Raw genomic sequence first — 16,828 nt, 5'->3', positions numbered from 1 at the left:
CTTCCGTGCTAAGACTTGCCCATGCTGAATCAGTCAGGTCAATAGCATGAGCTGTTAATGGTTCAAATCACCCGGTCATTCCCGCCATCCACCGGAATCTGCGCACCGGTGACTTTCGCGAACAACGGTGAGGCCATGGCGGCGACCATGTTGCCGATGTCCTTGCTCTTGATCTCGACCTTCATGAGGTTCTTGGTCTTGTACTCCTCGACGGTCATGTTGTAGCGCGTGGCGCTCTTGAGCAGGGCCTCGGGGGTCCAGAGCTTGGTGTCGAAGACGGCGTCGGGGTGCACGATATTGACGCGGATCTGGTGTGGGGCGAGTTCGAGCGCGGCGACGCGGCAGAGCTGCGTGAGCGCAGCCTTGGAGCATGAGTAGGCGCTGGCTCCTGGACCGGGGGCTTTGAAGTTGCGGCTGCCGACGAAGATGATGCTGGCGTCGAGGCCCTGCTTCACAAACGGGATGACCTTGTTCATGAGCTTCTGATGGCTCGTGAGGTTGATCATGAGGGTGCGGTCCCAATCGGTCTGGGCCATGGCGTCGAGATGATCGTTCTTCGGGAAGATGCCGGCGTTGCTGACGACGATGTCGATGCCGCCGAACTCGCGCACGGTGAAATCAATCGCGTCCTGGACGGGCTGGTCTTCCGTGAGGTTCACGACGATGCCGATGCCGCCGATCTTTGCCATGATGGCAGGGATGTCCTTGTCGATGTCGAGGCCGACCACCTGCGCGCCTTGCTCGGCAAGGGATTCTGCGATGGCGAAGCCGATGCCAGCCGCACAACCGGTGACAAGCGCCACCTTGCCCTGATGCACCTTGCGGGCCGGGCCTTTGCGCAGCTTGGCCTGCTCCAGATCCCAATACTCGATCTCAAAGATGTCCTTCTCCGGCAGTGGCTCCCAACCGCCGACGGCTTCACCGAGTTGCACGGTGGCAGCGGTGCTTTCGGCGATGTCGAAGACGATCTTGGCGTCCTTCAGCGTGTCGCCGAAGCTGACGATGCCTTGGCCGGGCCAGATCGCAAAGCGCGGGGCTGCATCGAGCATCGTTTGGCCGTTGGCGTGACGCTGGAAGTATGCCGCGTAGTCATTGGCGAACTTCTGCACGCTCGCGTCGATGTCGTCACCGATGAAGGCGGGCGCACGCTTGGTGCGGATGCTGTGATCGGGCGTCAACGGGCCGCGGGTGCCGAACTCGGCGACGTTTGCGAGGTTCGCATAGCCGACGGCTTCCGGGGAAGCGTTGAGGCGGGCGATTTGCGGGAAACCACGGACTTTTGAGACAGCGCGGCGGAGTTTTGCGAGGCTCGCCAGGTCCACGGATTCGGGCAGGATGCCCGCTTCACTCGTGGCAGGCGAGACGCCTGCCCTACCGGCTAGCCATTCTTCCGCCATCGTCACCATCTCGATGTGCAACTCGTAGCTCTTGCGCGCTTCGTCGTCGAAGGTGAACAGGCCGTGCTTCAGCAAGACCATGCCCTGGATGCCTTCCATGCGCAGATCGCGGCCAGCGATGAGTTCGGCGATGGTTTTGGCCAGGATGAAGCCCGGCATGACATACGGGACGACGATGACGCGCTTGCCGTAGAGTTCCTGGACCCGCGCTTCGCCATCAGCGGCGCAGGTGAGGGCGGAAATGGCGTTCGCGTGGCTGTGATCGACGAAACGGAACGGCAGGATGGCGTGCAGGATCGCCTCGATGCTCGCGGCGGGTGCGTTCGGGTTGGTCATCGCGGCGCGCTGCTGTGTGACCATGTCTTCATCGCTCATCGTGGCGAGTTTGGACATCTTGATAAGAGCGGTCTGCCGTACGGGAGAGAAACCGGCGCGTTCGATGGTCGCCAGGTCCCAGCCGCTGCCCTTGACGTAGCAAAGCTCGACCAATTCGCCGAAAAAGTCCTGCTCCGTGATCTTTACCGAGGTGTTGCCGCCGCCATGAAGGACCAGCGCGGGATTGCGTCCGAGCAGACGGGAGGTGTAAACGCGTTTTCCGAGCAGATCGGTGCCGAAAGTGGCGGCTTCAGTGTCGTTCCAGAGGGATTGCATGGTGGGGAAATGGAAGCGGCAGACTTGGGGGAAGGCGGGGGAGATGTCAAGGCGTCAAGGAGGATAGGCCTCCGGCCTGTCGATGGATTGGGGCGTCTCGCCTTTCCCGAAAAGGCGGGACGCCTCGATCCACTGACAGCCGGGACGGCTATCCTCCGATGCCGCGCCCCCCCATCTCACCCAAGGTCCACTCGTATTCCTTCACCAACTGATCGACGACATCGCCGCTGCGCATGTCCTGCGGCAGGACTTCCCAGGTGTAGGTTTCCATCTCGATGTGCTGGCATTTAGTGGGATTCGCGGCCAACCAGTCCATCGCGCCGATGAGATGATCGCGGGTGCTGTCAAAGCCGCCGCCGGGCTGGGCGTGGATCGGGATATGGAAGTGGACGCGCCACTCCTCGCCGAGCTCGTTGGGATTCGTTTGGGCGAACTTCAACGCATCGGGGAGGTCTTTGAACCGCCGCACAGGCTCATCCTTGCCGTAACTGGCGATGACTTGATGAAAATAGACCGGTTCATCGAAGGCATGGAGCTTCGCCACATTCTCGGCGGTCGGCTTGAGTTTCAGCGCGGAACTGAAATGCAGCTTGCTGAGGCGGATACCGGCCCCAGTGATGCGGTCGAGCGCCTTCTTGGCGTCCTCAAACTCGATGGCGAGATGGCAGGTGTCGTAGTTGAGGCCGATGAACTTAAAAAAATCGTGATCACGCGGATTGCGGTCGAAGTAGAGGCCGAAAAACTTCAGCGTCTCGCCGCTGGTCTCGAACAAGCCGAGCGGCTCAGGCTCCATGCCGAGATGCAGGTCATGCCCGCTCTTCGTGGCGACTTTCTCGATGTGTTCACGGCAGAGGCGCAGGTTCGTGAAGATCGCCTGCAATTCATCGGCACCGACACCGAAGGTCTTGTGGGAACCCGGCAGCGTGCTGACGCTGCCGCTGACACCCGGCGGGAGAAGCTGCGCGAGGATGTCGAAGAGCAGATTGGTGTAAACGAGCCGCTCCTGCGTGCTCCAGTCCGGCTTGAAGACATGCTCTTTGACCCGCGTGCCGTGGAAGGCGCCATACGGGAAGCCGTTGATGGTGAAAACGTAGCAGCCGTTCACATCGAGCCAGGCCTTGAACTCGGCGATTTTCCCAGGGGCGCTCAACTCGCGTGCGGCCTGCTCGCTCAAGCGCAGGCCGATGCCATACGGCTTGCCACCGCTGACGCGGTCTTTGACGCGGAGCGTGTAGTGCTTGAGGCCGTTCCACGTTTCCTCCCACGTCTCGCCGCGATGGATGTTGGTGCAGTAGCCGAGATGGATGTCGTGGTTGAGGCGCATGTTGGAGGGCTTTAAAAAAGAAGACGGGCGCCTGCGAAGACGCCCGCCTCATCATTCAAACGCTAGCAGGAAGGTCAAGGAATGACCTTGATGAACAGATCCTTGTAAAACACGACACTCTTTGGGTCGTGGCCCTGGATGGCGATGGTGCCTTCGCTGAGCTTGCGGCCGGGCATGTTTTTCAGCGCGGTGGCGGGATCCCAGCCCTCGGGCTCGGTCCAGTCGGTGGTGACCTGGCCGTTGATGGAGATGGTGATGTGCTTGCCTTCGACCTTGATGTGGTAGTCAAACCATTCGCCATCGCCCACGGGAGCCTTGTCGAGCACGTCTTTCACCGCATAGAGACCGCCGGTCTTCTTGGGGTCTTTGTGCGCGGTGCTGTTCACCTGGCACTCGTAGCCTTTCTCCGGCCAGCCTTTCTCCTGATAGCTGGTGTGGATGTAGAGGCCGGAGTTGGAGCCTTCCAGGTGCTTGACCTTGGCCTTGAACTCAAAGCTCTGGAATTTCGCTTCGCCAGTCGGGCCGGTGTAGAACAGATGGGCGCGGCCATTGCTGACTTTGATGACGCCTTCCTCGACACTGAAGCTACCGGAGGTTTCCTCATTGGACTTCCAGCCGGAGAGGTCTTTGCCATTGAACATGGAAATCCAGCCGTCGTTATTGTCCGCAGCAAAGGTGGCAGCGGACACCAGCAATGCCGCACAGGCGGAAAGAGAGATGTGGTTGATCATAGGGCCGCTGTTTTACAGCGCGGCGCGGGGGCTGTCCAGCTTCCATCCAGTCGGCGTGGCTAGCTGGCCTTCTTCACCTTCTTGACGGCAGGAGCGGCCACCGGGCTCTCTAAAGCTGTTTTTTTGATGGCGGGTGCGTTGAGGTGGCTTTCGAGGGCAGCGTTGCTTACACCCAGGAATTTGGCGGTGCGTTCTGCATCCTCCTCAAAGTGGCGGTAGGCCATGCGTGAGAGTTCGCGCTCGACCCATGGCATCAACTCGATGTCGGGGGATTTTTCCGCGACGTTGACGAGCATGCTCAAGGCGTCGCGCATGCGCGTGACGGTGCTGGTGGGCGAGTGGTGGTGGCGGGAACCTTTGCTGCCGAGCGGAATGTCGGAGGGGAGCAGCACGTCGGAGTTACACAGGGCGCAGGCACGCTGGATAGTGTTTTCCAGCTCACGCACGTTGCCGGGCCAGTCGTAGGCGTCGAGAATGTCGAGGGCGTCTTCAGTGAAGCGCATCTGCGGCCCACGGCGGCGGCTGGACTGACGCTGGAGGAAGAATTCCGCCAGGATGCGCACGTCTTCGTGGCGTTCACGCAGCGGTGGGATGTGAATGCGCACGACGTTGAGGCGGTAGAACAAATCTTCGCGGAAGGCACCCTTGGCGACTTCGTCTTCGAGGTTTTTGTTGGTGGCGGCGAGCACGCGCACGTCGGTCTTCAGCGTCTGATTGCTGCCGACGCGGGAATACTGGCCTTCCTGCAGTACCCGCAGGAGTTTGCTCTGCACGGCGAGCGGCATGTCGCCGATTTCGTCGAGGAAGAGCGTGCCGCCGTCGCATTGCTCGAAGCGGCCGACGCGCTGGTTCACCGCACCGGTGAAGGAGCCTTTCTCATGGCCGAAGATTTCACTCTCCAGCAGGTTGTCCGGGATCGCGGTGACGTTGATGGCCACGAATTCCTTCTGGGCGCGCGGGCTGAACTTATGGATGGCACCGGCGACGAGTTCTTTGCCGCAGCCGCTTTCACCGGTGATCATGACCGGCGCATCGGAACGCGAGACGCGGCCGATGAGCTTGAACACCTCCTGCATGGGACCGGAGCGGCCGATGATGGTCTCCTGGATCGTTTCAGCGGGGACTTCAGCCGCCTGGGCACGGGTGGCGCGACGTGCTTCGATGGAGGTGAGGGCGCTTTCGACCACCGTGCGCAGCTCATAGGGCAGGCGTTCCTTGCCCAGCACATCGTAGGCACCGAGGCGCATGGCTTCGATGACGTGGCTGGTGGTGGCGCTGCCGCTGAAGAGGATCACCATCGACTGCGGATCGGTCTGGCGCAGGCGTTTGAGCAGTTCGATGCCCGTGGTGCCGTGGAGGCGGACCTCGGTGAGCAGCAGGTCGGCACGCTTTTTTTGATACGAAGCCAGGGCGTCCTCACCACGCTCGTAGGTGCTGATCGTCACACCCGGAGCCTTCAGATGGGCGGCGGCCCAGCCGAGAAAGTCAGCATCTGGATCCACGATGATGATGTGGGTGTCCGGGTTTTCTGGCATTTTGGCGATTAAAGGGTGAGGAGCGGTTATCGCTGCAATTGGCAGCAAGGTCAAAACTTTCGTCACACCGCGCCGAAGCGGCGGTGGCGCTGGTGAAAGGCGCGGATGGCGTCCTTGAGGTCATCTTTGGAGAAATCCGGCCAGAACTTTTCGGTGATGTAGAACTCCGTGTAGCTGAGCTGCCAGAGCAGGAAGTTCGACAGGCGCATCTCGCCGCTGGTGCGGATCAGTAGGTCGGGATCGGGATAATAGCGCGTGTAGAGATGCTTGCTGAAGACCTCCACGTCGATCATCGCCTTGTCGAGATTGCCGCGCTCGATGCTCTGCAGCAGGCTTTTCACGCCATCGACGATTTCTTCGCGCCCGCCGTAGCTCAGCGCGAGGATCAACGTGAGGCCCGTGTTTGCTGCCGTGGTCTCGATGCAGCGATGCAGCTCGTTCTGGCAGGATTCCGGCAGATCATGCAGGCGACCGATGGCCTGGAGGCGCACGTTTTGCTTCATCATCAGCGGCAGTTCGCCGCGCAGGAAGATTTCCAGCAGCTTCATCAGCGCTTCGACCTCGCGCTTTGGACGCTTCCAGTTCTCAGAGGAAAAAGCGTACAGCGTGAGGAACTCGACCCCGATCTCGCTGCAGCATTCCACGACGCGCCGCACGGTTTCTACGCCCATGCGATGGCCTTCCGTGCGCGGCAGGCCGCGTTCCTTGGCCCAACGCCCGTTGCCGTCCATGATCATGGCGATATGGCGTGGGACGGGCTTCAAATCATCGTTGGGGCGGCTCATGCGGAGCGTGAAATCTACCGCGTCAGGTTCTTTGCACAACCAGTTCGCTGTTTACAGATGCCTGCGCTAAATTTTCGTCACGATGAATCCCGGCACCACCGCCTGTCTGCTCTGTCCGGCCTGCGGCCAGGCGTTTCTCTCCATGCAGCAGAGCCTGGCGGGCGTGGCGCAGTGCCCACATTGTGCGCACAGCGGTTCGCGGGCACAGTTTGGCACGCAGGTGCAGGTGGCGGGGGTGACGCAGGAGCGGCGGCGGGTGGCGCAGACACAGCCGCTGCAAAGCATGACGGCTCCGCTGCTGCAGCCGCCGCAGAGTGTGCCGCAGCCAGCCGCTTGGCCAGGTTTGCAACCCATGCCGGAGCAAGCACCGACGGCATCCATCGCGCGGATGACCTTGCAGCACTCGCAGGCGCTCATGCCGACGGGCGCACCGGCACCGGCGGCGGAATTCACGGCCCCGCCGCATCTGCGCACCTCGTCGTGGAAACATGCCTTCATCCTGCTGGCGTTCGCGGTCGTCTGCGGCGGCGCCATCTGGCTGTGGTGGGATCAGGCGAATGCGCCGGCCTTCGCAACGAAAGCAGCCGCAGCACCACTACCGGCTGCGGCGGAAACTCGCAACGCTCAACCCATCACCAAGACGGCACCCGCCGTCGCAGTGATGCCACTGCCGGATGTGGCGGCCATCGCCGCCGATGCGAAGGCGCTGGTGACAGAACTGTTTGCCGCCGATACGCCAGAGCGGCGCACCGCATGCTTCCATGACGCGGAGAAATACCGCGCTGAGATCGAAACGCTGTTTGGTGCTGCTGCGGAGAAAATCGAGCTGCGGCTGCTCGCCCGCATTCCCGGCATGCCGCTGACACTCCCAGGCGGCCAACCCGTGCCATTGTTCAAGCTCGTCACCTCAAAATGCCCCAATGGCGCCCTCATCCGCCTCGAAACCGGTGCCGATGGCAAACGCCACATCCACTGGCCGCTGTTCTTGGAAACGCACGAGAGCAAACTGGCGGGGCTCTTTCAAAACACCGGTGCCGAGGCGGCGTGGATGCACGTTGGCCTGCGCCCCAGCCATGGACTCGATATTCCCGCCGAACTGCGTGCCAAATACCTCACCTTCGATGTGCAGGTCTCCGCCAGCAGCGATCCGCACTTCGTTGCCTGCGTCGAACGCGACACACCGCTGGGCCGCCTGCTGGATCGTGAAACTGAATGGGGCAAGGCCTACCTCGCCCGACTACTCGTGCGCAAACTCGACATCCAGGCCGACGCACCTTGCGTAATCGTGCTCGACTGCGAAGGGGCGCGGGAGAAGTGAGTTAGGAGTTAAGGGTGATGTGTTCCATCACGCTTAACCCATAACCCATAACTCATAACCCAGCTCACTTCGGCGCATCGCCGGAGCGTTTCTCATCCTCACGGGCCAGTTCTTCGAGCGTCATCTCCTTGGTCGGGAGTTCCGCAGGATCTTCCTCGGGCATCCGCGAGCTTTGATCCTCGCCAAGATTTTCCTCCTCAGGCTTTTCGACCTCGGGCGGCGGCGCGGACGGTGTGGCGGCAGGGGACTGATACTCATCCTTCTGCTCGTCCTCATCGTCAGCGGACGACCACGGATTGTAGTTTTCGTTGTCCCAGTCGTCAGCGCCCGGCTTCTCCAGTTCCTTCGCGTCCTTGTCGATGTCAGCGTAGTACTCAGGGTAGGCGGCACGATCCTTCTTCTCCATGAAGTAGGCCAGCCAGATGCACACCTCATAAAGAATGTACAGCGGCCCGGCCAGCACCAGCATGGTGAAGGGATCAGGTGTCGGCGTGACGATCGCCGCGAAGATGGCGATGGCGACGATGGCATACGAGCGCGTCGTGCTCATCAGCTTGTAGTTCAGGAAGTCCAGCTTCACCAGCACCATGACGATGACCGGCAGCTCAAACGCGACGCCAAAGAGCAAAATGAAGCGTGAGGCGAATTTCACGTAGCCGTCCAGCCGCCAGCCGTTGGTCAGGCCGAGGTCGTTGTTGAAGGTGTAGAAGAACTCCAGCGCCTTCGGCAGCACCACGTAGAAGGCAAAGCATGCTCCGGTCAGAAACAGCCCGGCACCAATGCCGATGGCCGGGAAAATGGCCTTTTTCTCCGCCGGCTTCAGTCCTGGCAGAATGAACTGCAAAATGAACAGCAGCAGCAGTGGAAACGCGAAAATGACCGCCGCGATGAGCGCCAGATTCATCACCATCAGGAAGCCTTCCTGCGGCGTCAGGATTTGCAGCATGTTCTTGAGCTGCTCCTCTGTCTTGATCACACCCGTTGCCCACAGCGGCATCTTGATGATCTCAAACAGCTTCCCGTAGAAGCAAAACGTGCCGATGGTCGAAACCAGCAGCGTCACCACGATGCGCACGATCATTTTGCGCAGGTCTTCGAGGTGATCGAGGAAGGGTTTTTCCTCATCGCCCTTGCCGCCGAGGTTCATGGCGACTTTTTCGCGCACTTTGAAGATTTTTTGGAGGATGCCGGACCACATGGGAATGAGAGGGGAAGAGAGTTTGCGGATGCAACAGGACTACGGCAGTCCTTGGGCCGCGATCCGTGCGTAGAGAGCCAGCGTCAGGGCGTTGGTGATCGCATTGGCAGCAATCATCCCACGCAGTTCTCCCGCGCTGACCAACCGCACGTCGCTGATGTGTTCGCTTCCATCCGGTTCGGGACGGCTGACGACACACACGGGCTTCGCCGTGAAAAGATAAACGATCTCGTCGGTGAAACCTTGCGAGGGAAAATACCAGCCCAGCGGCTGCAGCGTGCCGTGCTCGTTGTCCAAGGCGCAGCCGCACTCCTCCCGCAGTTCGTTCAACGCGGTGAAGATGATCGATTCGCGGGTCACCTCGGTGTCGATCTGCCCCGCTGGGAATTCCCACATCGTCTGCATCACCGGCAGGCGTTCCTGATGCACCATCACGAAACGTCCATCCTCCAGCACGGGCGCGATCGCCACGGCGGCCTTGCGCTGCACCACCATCCACGGCACTTCTTCATGGCGGTTCGGCGTCGTGAACCAGGCGCGTTCGACACCGATATGTGGGTTATCCAGCACCGCCTCGCTGCGCGTTTTCCGCCAGCCAGGCTCGGCTCCGGGAGTGTAAAGGTCGAATTCCGGGATCTGCATGCCAGTTACGCATTCAAAGCCGTACGCCAGCGGGCAAGCTGGGCCTGCACATTCTGCGGTGACGGCGCACCGATGCCCTTCCGTGCCGCCATGGCGGTTTCGAGGTTCAAACAGGCCGTCACATCAACTGCAAAGGCTGGTGAGAACTTCTGGAACTCCTCCAGCTTCATTTCGCCAAAGCCACGCTTCTGCTCAATCGAGTAAGCCACCAGCTTGCCGATCACTTCATGCGCCTGACGGAACGGCACGCCGTGATTGACGAGGTAATCGGCCAGATCGGTCGCCAGCAGCATCGGATCGCTCGCCGCAGCGAGCGTTTTGGCACGATTGACGTCCATGCCGCTGATCATTTCAGTGAAAACTGCGAGGGCGAGCGAGATCGTGTCGATGGAATCAAACAGCGGCTCCTTGTCCTCCTGCAAATCACGGTTGTAGGTCATCGGCAGGCCCTTGAGCAGCGTGAGGATGCTCATGAGGTTGCCAATCAGCCGCGCCGACTTGCCACGCGTGAGTTCAGCCACGTCGGGGTTTTTTTTCTGCGGCATCAACGACGAACCTGTCGTGTGCGCATCGCTCAGCGTCACAAAACCAAACTCGGCACTCGCCCACAGGATCACATCCTCGCTCAGACGTGACAGATGCACGCCCTGCAAGGAGATCGCGAACAGCAGCTCAGCGACGAAATCCCGGTCGCTGACCGCATCCATCGAGTTCTGTGTTACACCGTCAAAACCGAGCTGCTGCGCCACGAATTCGCGGTCGAGGATGATCGTGCTGCCCGCGAGTGCGCCGGAGCCCAGCGGCAGCACATTCAGCCGCTTCCGGCAGTCGGTGAGCCGCGCCGCATCGCGATCCAGCATCTCGACATAGGCCAGCAGATGATGCGCGAAGAACACCGGCTGCCCGCGTTGCAGATGCGTGTAGCCCGGCATCACCGCATCGCTACCACGTTCGGCGCACTCAATGAGCGCTGCCTGCATCGCGCGGGTATTCTGGAGGATCGAATCAATCGTCGAGCGGCAGTACAACCGCACATCCGTCGCGATCTGATCGTTCCGGCTGCGTGCCGTGTGCAGTTTGGCACCGGCGGGGCCGATCCGCTTCGTCAGCTCGGACTCGATGTTCATGTGGACGTCTTCCAGCGACTCCTTGAACTCAAAATTTCCTTTCTCGATCTCGTGGCGGATCTCCAGCAGCCCCGTTTCGATCTTCTGCTGTTCTTCGGCGGTCAAAATGCCCGCTTTGAGCAGCCCTTTCGAGTGCGCGATCGAACCGGCGATGTCATGGGCGAACAACCGCCAGTCAAACGACACGGATTCTCCGTAGCGCTGCACAAGCGCGCTGGTTTCCTGAGCAAAACGGCCTTTCCACATAAATTTCGAGGGCGCGGAGAGTAACGGCTTTCAGCGCAGGCGCAACCGCCGGGCTGTTTTCCCTGACTTGGCGGGAAAGCGCATCTCGTGAACGGGGCGGTGACTTGGCGACGTTGTCTGCGCCGCCTCCAACCACTCCCTGCCCATGACTCTCCTCCGCAATGTTCTCTTTTTTGGTCTCACGTCTCTCACCATCTCCGGCTTCAGCGCCGACAAACCGAAGAAGCCTGACCGCCCGCAGCCACCGACGCGCGCCTTTGATGCGCCGGGAGCGCCGAAGTTCACCCGGCTCGATAGCAAGCCCGGTGTGAACGCGCCGGTCGATACCGAGGGCGATTTTGTCATCGGTCCTGACTATGTCGCGGCACCGGAAACCAAAGTCGTCGAAGGCGTGCCACAGGGGAAGGTGCAGCAGTTCACGATGGAGTCGAAGGACTGCAAACTCTTCAACCCAGGCATCGCCCGTGACGTTTTCGGCACCGTCGATCCGAAGAATCCGAAGACGCTGATCGTGGAGACGCATCCCATCGACTACCAGCGCTTCGTCACCGTTTATGTGCCTGCGCAATACGTCGCTGGCACCGAAGCGCCCTTCATCGTCGGGCACGACGGGCCGCGCGGAAAGCCGGACATGACGCTGCCGCACATCCTCGACAACCTCATCGCCCAGAAGCGTGTGCCGGTGCAGATCGCCATCCTCATCTCCAGCGGCGGCGGCGATGCACAGGGTCACGAACGCGGTCGCGAATACGACACGATGTCCGGCCTTTATGCCGAGTTCATCGAGAACGAAGTGCTCCCACTCGTGGAGAAGAACTGCGGTGTGAAACTCACCAAGGATCCCGAAGGCCGCGCCACGATGGGAAGCAGCTCCGGCGGCTCCGCCGCGCTCGCGATGTCCTGGTATCGCACCGATTTGTATCACCGCGTGCTGACCACCTCCGGCACCTTCGTGAATCAGCAGTGGCCCTTCAATCCCGAGACGCCCGGTGGCGCGTGGGATTTCCACGCCAAGCTCATCCCCGAGAGCCCGGTGAAGCCGCTGCGCATCTGGATGGCCGTCGGTGATCGCGATCTGCTCAATCCGAACGTCATGCGCGATGACATGCACGACTGGGTGGAAGCGAACAACCGCATGGCGAAGGTCCTGAAAGCCAAAGGCTATCACTACCAGTATGTCTATTGCTTGAACGCTGGCCATGGCATAGGCAACGCGAAGGCGCAGATTCTGCCGCAGGCACTGGAGTGGCTGTGGAAAGGTTATTCCACCGTAAAGGCCCAGTGATTCACTGCGACATTCAGCATCTGGATCAGTTCCCCGGGAATATCCGACTCACCAAATGAAACATAACCTATTTGAAACACAACATCCCACTCCTCGCCGCCCTGCTGCTTGCGCCGCCTGCTCAACATCATGCCGCCGAGCCCACCACCGCATCCGCAAAAACCATCCGTGTGCTCGTGTGGGATGAGCAGCAGCCTCAACAAAAGGAGGGTTATGGCGAGAGCTTCCTCGGCGAAACCATCGCTACGCATCTACAGAAGCAGCCTGGCCTGTCAGTGAAAACCGCCAAACTCGATGATGCAGACCAAGGCCTGAGCGATGCCACCCTCGACGCCACCGACGTGCTCATCTTTTGGTGTCACCGTCGCGTGAAGGAGCAAGACGATGCTCGCATGGAGGCGGTGGTGAAGCGTGTGATGGAGGGGAAACTTGGCTTCATCGGCCTGCACTCCACGCATTGGGGAAAGCCATTTGTCCGCCTCATGCAGGAGCGGGCGAAGACAGATGCGATCAAGGCTTTGCCAGAAGCCGAGCGTGCCACGGCAAAGTGGGAGTTCCTCAATGACGCGCCGTATTACAAAGGCGTTGGCCGAGCGGCCCGCATCACGCCCTTTGTCGAGAAGGGCGAGGGCGATGTGTGGAAGCTCACGCTGCCAGCGTGCGTCTTCCCCGTGTATCGGAATGACGGTGCGCCGGGGCACCTGACGACTCTCCTGCCGCAGCATCCCATCGCCGCCGGACTGCCCGCGCAGTGGGACATCCCGCGCACCGAGATGTATGGCGAGCCCTTCCACATGCCTGCGCCGGATGAAGTCGTGTTCGAAGAAAAGTGGGACAAAGGCGAACACTTCCGCAGCGGCTGCGTGTGGAGCGTTGGCAAAGGTCGCGTGTTCTACTTTCGCCCCGGCCATGAAACCTACCCCATCTACCAACAAGCCGAGCAGCTGCGTGTGGTGGAGAATGCGGTGCGCTGGCTATCCGGAAAAACAGCTCCATGAAACACACCCTCACCCTCCTCACCGCCCTGCTGCTCGCGCTCCACGTCGCCGATGCCCCGTCGAAGGCGGAGAAGCCCAAGGCACCAGCACCTTTCGTTTACGACGGCAATCCCGAGCGACGGAAGTATGAGCTGCCCGTCGAGCCTGACGAAAACGTCGCGTATGGCTCGCATCGCTTGCAGGCGATTTATTTTTGGCGGGTCAAGTCCGATCAGCCCACGCCGCTGCTCGTTTACATCCATGGCGGCGGCTGGACCGGCGGGGACCGCTCCGTGGCCCGAAGCATGATTCTGTCAGCGCTCAATGCCGGAATCTCGGTGGCCGCCGTGGATTACCGAACCACCAAGGATTCCACTGCCGATGGGCTCGTGCCGCCGGTGAAGGGACCGATGCTCGACTGCGCCCGCGCCCTCCAGTTCTGCCGCAGCAAGGCCAAGGACTGGAACCTCGACAAAACCAAGGTCGCCCTCTCCGGCGGGTCCGCCGGTGCCTGCACCAGCCTCTGGCTGGCCTTTCACGATGATCTGGCCGATCCCACGAGCGCCGATCCCATCGCCCGCGAATCCACCCGCGTGCTCTGCTCTGCTCTGCTCTGCTCTGCTCTGCGGTGTCCGGTGCCCAGACCACGCTCGACCCTCACCAGATGCGTGAATGGACACCCAACAGTAAATACGGCTCGCACGCCTTCGGCATCGCGTGGGATGCGAAGCAGAAAATCGGCTCCTTCCAGATGTTCTACGACGCCCGCGAACGCATCCTGCCTTGGATCAAAGACTACTCGCCCTACGAACTCGTCAGCCGCAGCGATCCGCCCGTGGGCCTTTTCTACAGCACGCCGCCGAACCTCGGTCAGGAGAAAAAGATCCCACTCACACGGCGAACTTCGGCGTGAAGCTCAAGGAACATTGCGACGCTCACCAAGTCCCCTGCGAACTCGTCTATCCCGGCGCACCGAACGTGAAATACGCCACCGACAGCGACTACATCAAGGCCCACCTGCGGCCTGAGTTGAAGTAAGGCCCGCCACTCAACATCTGTCGCCATTCCACAATGAAACTCCATTTCGCCGCCGCCTTGCTCCTCGCCACTTCAGTCATCACCGCGACGCCGAGCGCCCCGTTGATGCAGCGCATCATGAATGCCGCCGACAAGGACAAAGACGGCAAGCTTGCTCTCGAAGAGTTCAAACGGCTCGACGTGCAGGCGGTGCATCACGGCGACGAACACTTCAAAGCCGGTGACACTGATAGCGATGGATTCATCGCCGCCGACGAACTCGCTCATGCACTCAAAAAGCAAACGTGGTTCTCGATTCTCAGCGAAGGCATCGAATCCTGCTTCGCCAGACTCGATGCGAACAAGGACAGCAAGCTCGATGCGCTGGAGTATCGCAATATCTCGAAGATGGGCGCTCACAGCATGCAACACTTCAAAGGCGCGGACACCAGCAAAGACGGCTTCCTCAATCTCACGGAGTTCACCGCTCACGCCGAGGGAAAGCTCAAGCGAGTCGAAGGTGGCGTGACGACGAAGAAGCCCACGAAGTAACGCGTTTTGATACATCACGCTCGCTGCCCTGATTCCATGAAACCCACGCTCACACTGCTCTCCGCACTTTTCCTCACGTCGCTCCTGCCGCTCACCGCAGCGGAATTGAAGGTCGCCTCCGTCCTGGGCGATCACATGGTTTTACAACGCGACAAGCCCGTCGCCGTTTGGGGCTGGGCGGATGTGGGTGAGTCCGTGACCGTCTCCTTCGCCGGGCAATCGAAATCCGCGACCGCAGATGCCGGTGGGAAGTGGTCATTGAAGCTCGATGCCATCGCGGCTTCCGCAGAGCCGCGTGTGTTACTCGCGACTGGCAAAGACGGGCGCAAGGTCGAGGTGAAGGACGTGCTCGTGGGCGAGGTGTGGCTCGGCTCCGGCCAGTCGAACATGGCGATGACCGTCGCGCGTTGTTACCACTTCGATGTGGAGAAAGCGGCGGCGAAGTTCCCGCTGATGCGTCATTATCGCGAAAGCTCCGGCCCGTCCGAGAAGCCACAGGCCGAAGGCAAAGGCGCATGGCAATCTTGCACGCCGGACACCGTCGGGGGCTACTCTGCGGCGCTGTATTTCTTTGGACGCGAGATTCACCGGGAAGTCGGCGTGCCCGTCGGCCTCATCAATACCTCCGTGGGCGGCACGCAGATCGAGTCATGGGTCGCTGGCGAGGTGCAGACCTCCGATCCTGAGACGAAGTCGAACTACGACACACGGCTCGATACCTTTTTGAAGTTCGATCCGGCGCAGGCACTCGCTTTGCATCAAAAGCAGCTCGCCACCTGGAAAACGGCTTCCGAGAAGGCCAAGGCGAACGGCACGCCCTTCGTCGTCCCCGCACCGAACGACCCGCTCGCCATGTATAAGCTCAAAGGCGGCCCCGCCGGTCTCTTCAATGGCAAGGTCGTCAATCTCGTGCCATACACACTTCGCGGCATGATTTGGTATCAAGGCGAAGGCAACGCCGGTAGCAGCGCGGGCCTTTATCACAAGCAGCTCACGCAGCTCGTCACCAGCTGGCGCACGCTTTGGCAGGACGAATTGCCCTTCGCCTGGGTGCAGCTACCCAATTACACCTCGCCCGGCGAAGGCTGGCCGCGAGTGCGTGAATCCATGCTCAAGACGCTCGCTCTGCCCAAAACCGGCATGGCCATCACCATCGACCTCGGTGATGCGAAGGACATCCATCCGAAGAACAAGCAGGATGTCGGCAAACGCCTCTCCTGGTGGGCGCTCGGCACCGTGTATGGCAAAAATGTCCCAGCCATCAGCGGCCCACTGCCCGCAGGCTCGACCATCAACAGCAATGCGATCAGCGTTTCATTCAAGCATGCCAACGGCGGATTGAAATCCATCAAGGGCAGCGCTCTCACCGGCTTCCAAATAGCCGGTGCCGATCAACAATGGAAGCACGCCGAGGCGAAGATCGTCGGCGAGACCGTCGTCATCAGCAGCGAGGAGGTCGCGCAGCCTGTGGCCGTTCGCTATGCGTGGAAAGACTGGTCCGACTACAGCCTCGCCAATGGCGCGGGGTTGCCTGCCTCGCCTTTCCGCACGGATGACTGGCCCGCAGTGAAGAAGTGAGGCCCCGACAAAATCATCTTGATAACTGAACGACAGAACTCATGAACCACACCCTCACACTCATTATCGCAGTGCTGCTCGCGCCGCTCGCCGCGCTCCACGCCGCTGAAGCGTCTCCGATCGAGATCACTGACCACACGGTCATTTTCAAACACACCAGCACCGATCCGAAGGACCCGGCGAACACCTCGGGCTTCAACTTCGGGCCGAGCATCGCCGTGCTGCCGGATGGGCGATTGATGGCCGCTTGGTTTTCGTCGCCATCGGAGGGCGCGGAGTCGCAGCGCATCATGCAGGCGTTTTCAGCGGATCAAGGCCGCACCTGGGGCGGGGCGACTCTTTTGCAGGACTTTGCGGGACGCGCTGATTTTGATCCGTCGCTGTTTGTGGCCGGAAAAGAGACCTTTTTCTTCTTTTCGGCCTTCACTCCGCAGATCGACATCTACTTCCGCCGCAGCAGTGATT

Annotated in this window: 15 protein-coding genes and 2 pseudogenes; 9 read left to right on the top strand and 8 right to left on the bottom strand. The window is 60.8% G+C overall.

Annotated elements, in window-relative coordinates:
• Positions 1 to 62: 62 nt before the first annotated feature.
• The 5 genes from ACKVY0_RS13160 to ACKVY0_RS13140 form a co-directional block, all read right to left on the bottom strand.
• Positions 63 to 2,048: a bifunctional aldolase/short-chain dehydrogenase gene (locus ACKVY0_RS13160; RefSeq protein WP_409215281.1), complete on the bottom strand. Its 1,986-nt coding sequence runs from the start codon at positions 2,046 to 2,048 to the stop codon at positions 63 to 65.
• 148 nt (positions 2,049 to 2,196) lie between these two features.
• Complete coding sequence (gene eboE, locus ACKVY0_RS13155; RefSeq protein ID WP_409215280.1) at positions 2,197 to 3,372, bottom strand: metabolite traffic protein EboE; 1,176 nt, start codon at positions 3,370 to 3,372, stop codon at positions 2,197 to 2,199.
• A gap of 74 nt (positions 3,373 to 3,446) precedes the next feature.
• Positions 3,447 to 4,103 (bottom strand): DUF1080 domain-containing protein, encoded by a 657-nt coding sequence (locus tag ACKVY0_RS13150; protein ID WP_409215279.1) that lies wholly within the window; start codon positions 4,101 to 4,103, stop codon positions 3,447 to 3,449.
• Between the two features lie 59 nt (positions 4,104 to 4,162).
• Positions 4,163 to 5,638 carry a sigma-54-dependent transcriptional regulator gene (locus tag ACKVY0_RS13145; RefSeq protein WP_409215278.1) on the bottom strand — a complete coding sequence of 492 codons (1,476 nt, stop codon included), beginning with the start codon at positions 5,636 to 5,638 and terminating at the stop codon, positions 4,163 to 4,165.
• Positions 5,639 to 5,700: 62 nt separating this feature from the next.
• A complete protein-coding gene (locus ACKVY0_RS13140; protein ID WP_409215277.1) occupies positions 5,701 to 6,423 on the bottom strand; it encodes an isoprenyl transferase in 723 nt (240 codons plus the stop codon).
• 82 nt (positions 6,424 to 6,505) lie between these two features.
• Here ACKVY0_RS13140 and ACKVY0_RS13135 point away from each other — a divergent pair, with 82 nt between their 5' ends.
• Complete coding sequence (locus tag ACKVY0_RS13135; RefSeq protein ID WP_409215276.1) at positions 6,506 to 7,741, top strand: hypothetical protein; 1,236 nt, start codon at positions 6,506 to 6,508, stop codon at positions 7,739 to 7,741.
• A gap of 64 nt (positions 7,742 to 7,805) precedes the next feature.
• Here ACKVY0_RS13135 and tatC read toward each other — a convergent pair whose 3' ends face one another.
• The 3 genes from tatC to argH are packed head-to-tail and all read right to left on the bottom strand — an operon-like array spanning position 7,806 to position 10,954.
• Positions 7,806 to 8,939 carry a twin-arginine translocase subunit TatC gene (gene tatC / locus ACKVY0_RS13130; RefSeq protein ID WP_409215275.1) on the bottom strand — a complete coding sequence of 378 codons (1,134 nt, stop codon included), beginning with the start codon at positions 8,937 to 8,939 and terminating at the stop codon, positions 7,806 to 7,808.
• Positions 8,940 to 8,978: 39 nt separating this feature from the next.
• A complete protein-coding gene (locus ACKVY0_RS13125; RefSeq protein WP_409215274.1) occupies positions 8,979 to 9,581 on the bottom strand; it encodes an NUDIX hydrolase in 603 nt (200 codons plus the stop codon).
• 5 nt (positions 9,582 to 9,586) lie between these two features.
• Positions 9,587 to 10,954, bottom strand: a complete 1,368-nt coding sequence (gene argH, locus ACKVY0_RS13120) for an argininosuccinate lyase (RefSeq protein ID WP_409215273.1) — start codon at positions 10,952 to 10,954, stop codon at positions 9,587 to 9,589.
• Between the two features lie 145 nt (positions 10,955 to 11,099).
• On the opposite strand from argH, the gene ACKVY0_RS13115 reads away from it, so the two are divergent.
• From ACKVY0_RS13115 to ACKVY0_RS13080, 8 genes and pseudogenes are all read left to right on the top strand, one after another.
• Complete coding sequence (locus ACKVY0_RS13115; protein WP_409215272.1) at positions 11,100 to 12,239, top strand: alpha/beta hydrolase; 1,140 nt, start codon at positions 11,100 to 11,102, stop codon at positions 12,237 to 12,239.
• A 71-nt stretch (positions 12,240 to 12,310) separates the two neighbouring features.
• Positions 12,311 to 13,237 carry a ThuA domain-containing protein gene (locus ACKVY0_RS13110; protein WP_409215271.1) on the top strand — a complete coding sequence of 309 codons (927 nt, stop codon included), beginning with the start codon at positions 12,311 to 12,313 and terminating at the stop codon, positions 13,235 to 13,237.
• Positions 13,234 to 13,701, top strand: a pseudogene (locus ACKVY0_RS13105) (alpha/beta hydrolase); the annotation flags it as partial. The gene ACKVY0_RS13110 and the pseudogene ACKVY0_RS13105, both read left to right, overlap by 4 nt.
• Positions 13,702 to 13,880: 179 nt before the next feature.
• Positions 13,881 to 14,129: a hypothetical protein gene (locus tag ACKVY0_RS13100; protein ID WP_409215318.1), complete on the top strand. Its 249-nt coding sequence runs from the start codon at positions 13,881 to 13,883 to the stop codon at positions 14,127 to 14,129.
• Complete coding sequence (locus ACKVY0_RS13095) at positions 14,126 to 14,254, top strand: hypothetical protein (RefSeq protein ID WP_409215317.1); 129 nt, start codon at positions 14,126 to 14,128, stop codon at positions 14,252 to 14,254. The genes ACKVY0_RS13100 and ACKVY0_RS13095 overlap by 4 nt, the downstream gene beginning before the upstream one ends.
• 33 nt (positions 14,255 to 14,287) lie before the next feature.
• The gene (locus ACKVY0_RS13090) at positions 14,288 to 14,785 is read left to right on the top strand and encodes an EF-hand domain-containing protein (RefSeq protein ID WP_409215270.1); all 498 of its coding nucleotides are present in this window, start codon (positions 14,288 to 14,290) and stop codon (positions 14,783 to 14,785) included.
• Positions 14,786 to 14,821: 36 nt separating this feature from the next.
• Positions 14,822 to 16,363: a sialate O-acetylesterase gene (locus ACKVY0_RS13085; RefSeq protein WP_409215269.1), complete on the top strand. Its 1,542-nt coding sequence runs from the start codon at positions 14,822 to 14,824 to the stop codon at positions 16,361 to 16,363.
• A 41-nt stretch (positions 16,364 to 16,404) separates the two neighbouring features.
• Positions 16,405 to 16,828: pseudogene (locus tag ACKVY0_RS13080) on the top strand (hypothetical protein); the annotation flags it as partial.

Source organism: Prosthecobacter sp., from assembly GCF_046154365.1.
Classification (GTDB): domain Bacteria; phylum Verrucomicrobiota; class Verrucomicrobiia; order Verrucomicrobiales; family Verrucomicrobiaceae; genus Prosthecobacter.
This window is presented reverse-complemented; position numbering and strand designations above follow the sequence as displayed.

What these genes read in the sequence shown, in the direction of transcription:
- ACKVY0_RS13160 (WP_409215281.1), bottom strand. Translation starts at nt 2,048, where the DNA reads ATGCAATCCCTCTGGAACGACACTGAAGCCGCCACTTTCGGCACCGAT.
- eboE (WP_409215280.1), bottom strand. Translation starts at nt 3,372, where the DNA reads ATGCGCCTCAACCACGACATCCATCTCGGCTACTGCACCAACATCCAT.
- ACKVY0_RS13150 (WP_409215279.1), bottom strand. Translation starts at nt 4,103, where the DNA reads ATGATCAACCACATCTCTCTTTCCGCCTGTGCGGCATTGCTGGTGTCC.
- ACKVY0_RS13145 (WP_409215278.1), bottom strand. Translation starts at nt 5,638, where the DNA reads ATGCCAGAAAACCCGGACACCCACATCATCATCGTGGATCCAGATGCT.
- ACKVY0_RS13140 (WP_409215277.1), bottom strand. Translation starts at nt 6,423, where the DNA reads ATGAGCCGCCCCAACGATGATTTGAAGCCCGTCCCACGCCATATCGCC.
- ACKVY0_RS13135 (WP_409215276.1), top strand. Translation starts at nt 6,506, where the DNA reads ATGAATCCCGGCACCACCGCCTGTCTGCTCTGTCCGGCCTGCGGCCAG.
- tatC (WP_409215275.1), bottom strand. Translation starts at nt 8,939, where the DNA reads ATGTGGTCCGGCATCCTCCAAAAAATCTTCAAAGTGCGCGAAAAAGTC.
- ACKVY0_RS13125 (WP_409215274.1), bottom strand. Translation starts at nt 9,581, where the DNA reads ATGCAGATCCCGGAATTCGACCTTTACACTCCCGGAGCCGAGCCTGGC.
- argH (WP_409215273.1), bottom strand. Translation starts at nt 10,954, where the DNA reads ATGTGGAAAGGCCGTTTTGCTCAGGAAACCAGCGCGCTTGTGCAGCGC.
- ACKVY0_RS13115 (WP_409215272.1), top strand. Translation starts at nt 11,100, where the DNA reads ATGACTCTCCTCCGCAATGTTCTCTTTTTTGGTCTCACGTCTCTCACC.
- ACKVY0_RS13100 (WP_409215318.1), top strand. Translation starts at nt 13,881, where the DNA reads ATGCGTGAATGGACACCCAACAGTAAATACGGCTCGCACGCCTTCGGC.
- ACKVY0_RS13090 (WP_409215270.1), top strand. Translation starts at nt 14,288, where the DNA reads ATGAAACTCCATTTCGCCGCCGCCTTGCTCCTCGCCACTTCAGTCATC.
- ACKVY0_RS13085 (WP_409215269.1), top strand. Translation starts at nt 14,822, where the DNA reads ATGAAACCCACGCTCACACTGCTCTCCGCACTTTTCCTCACGTCGCTC.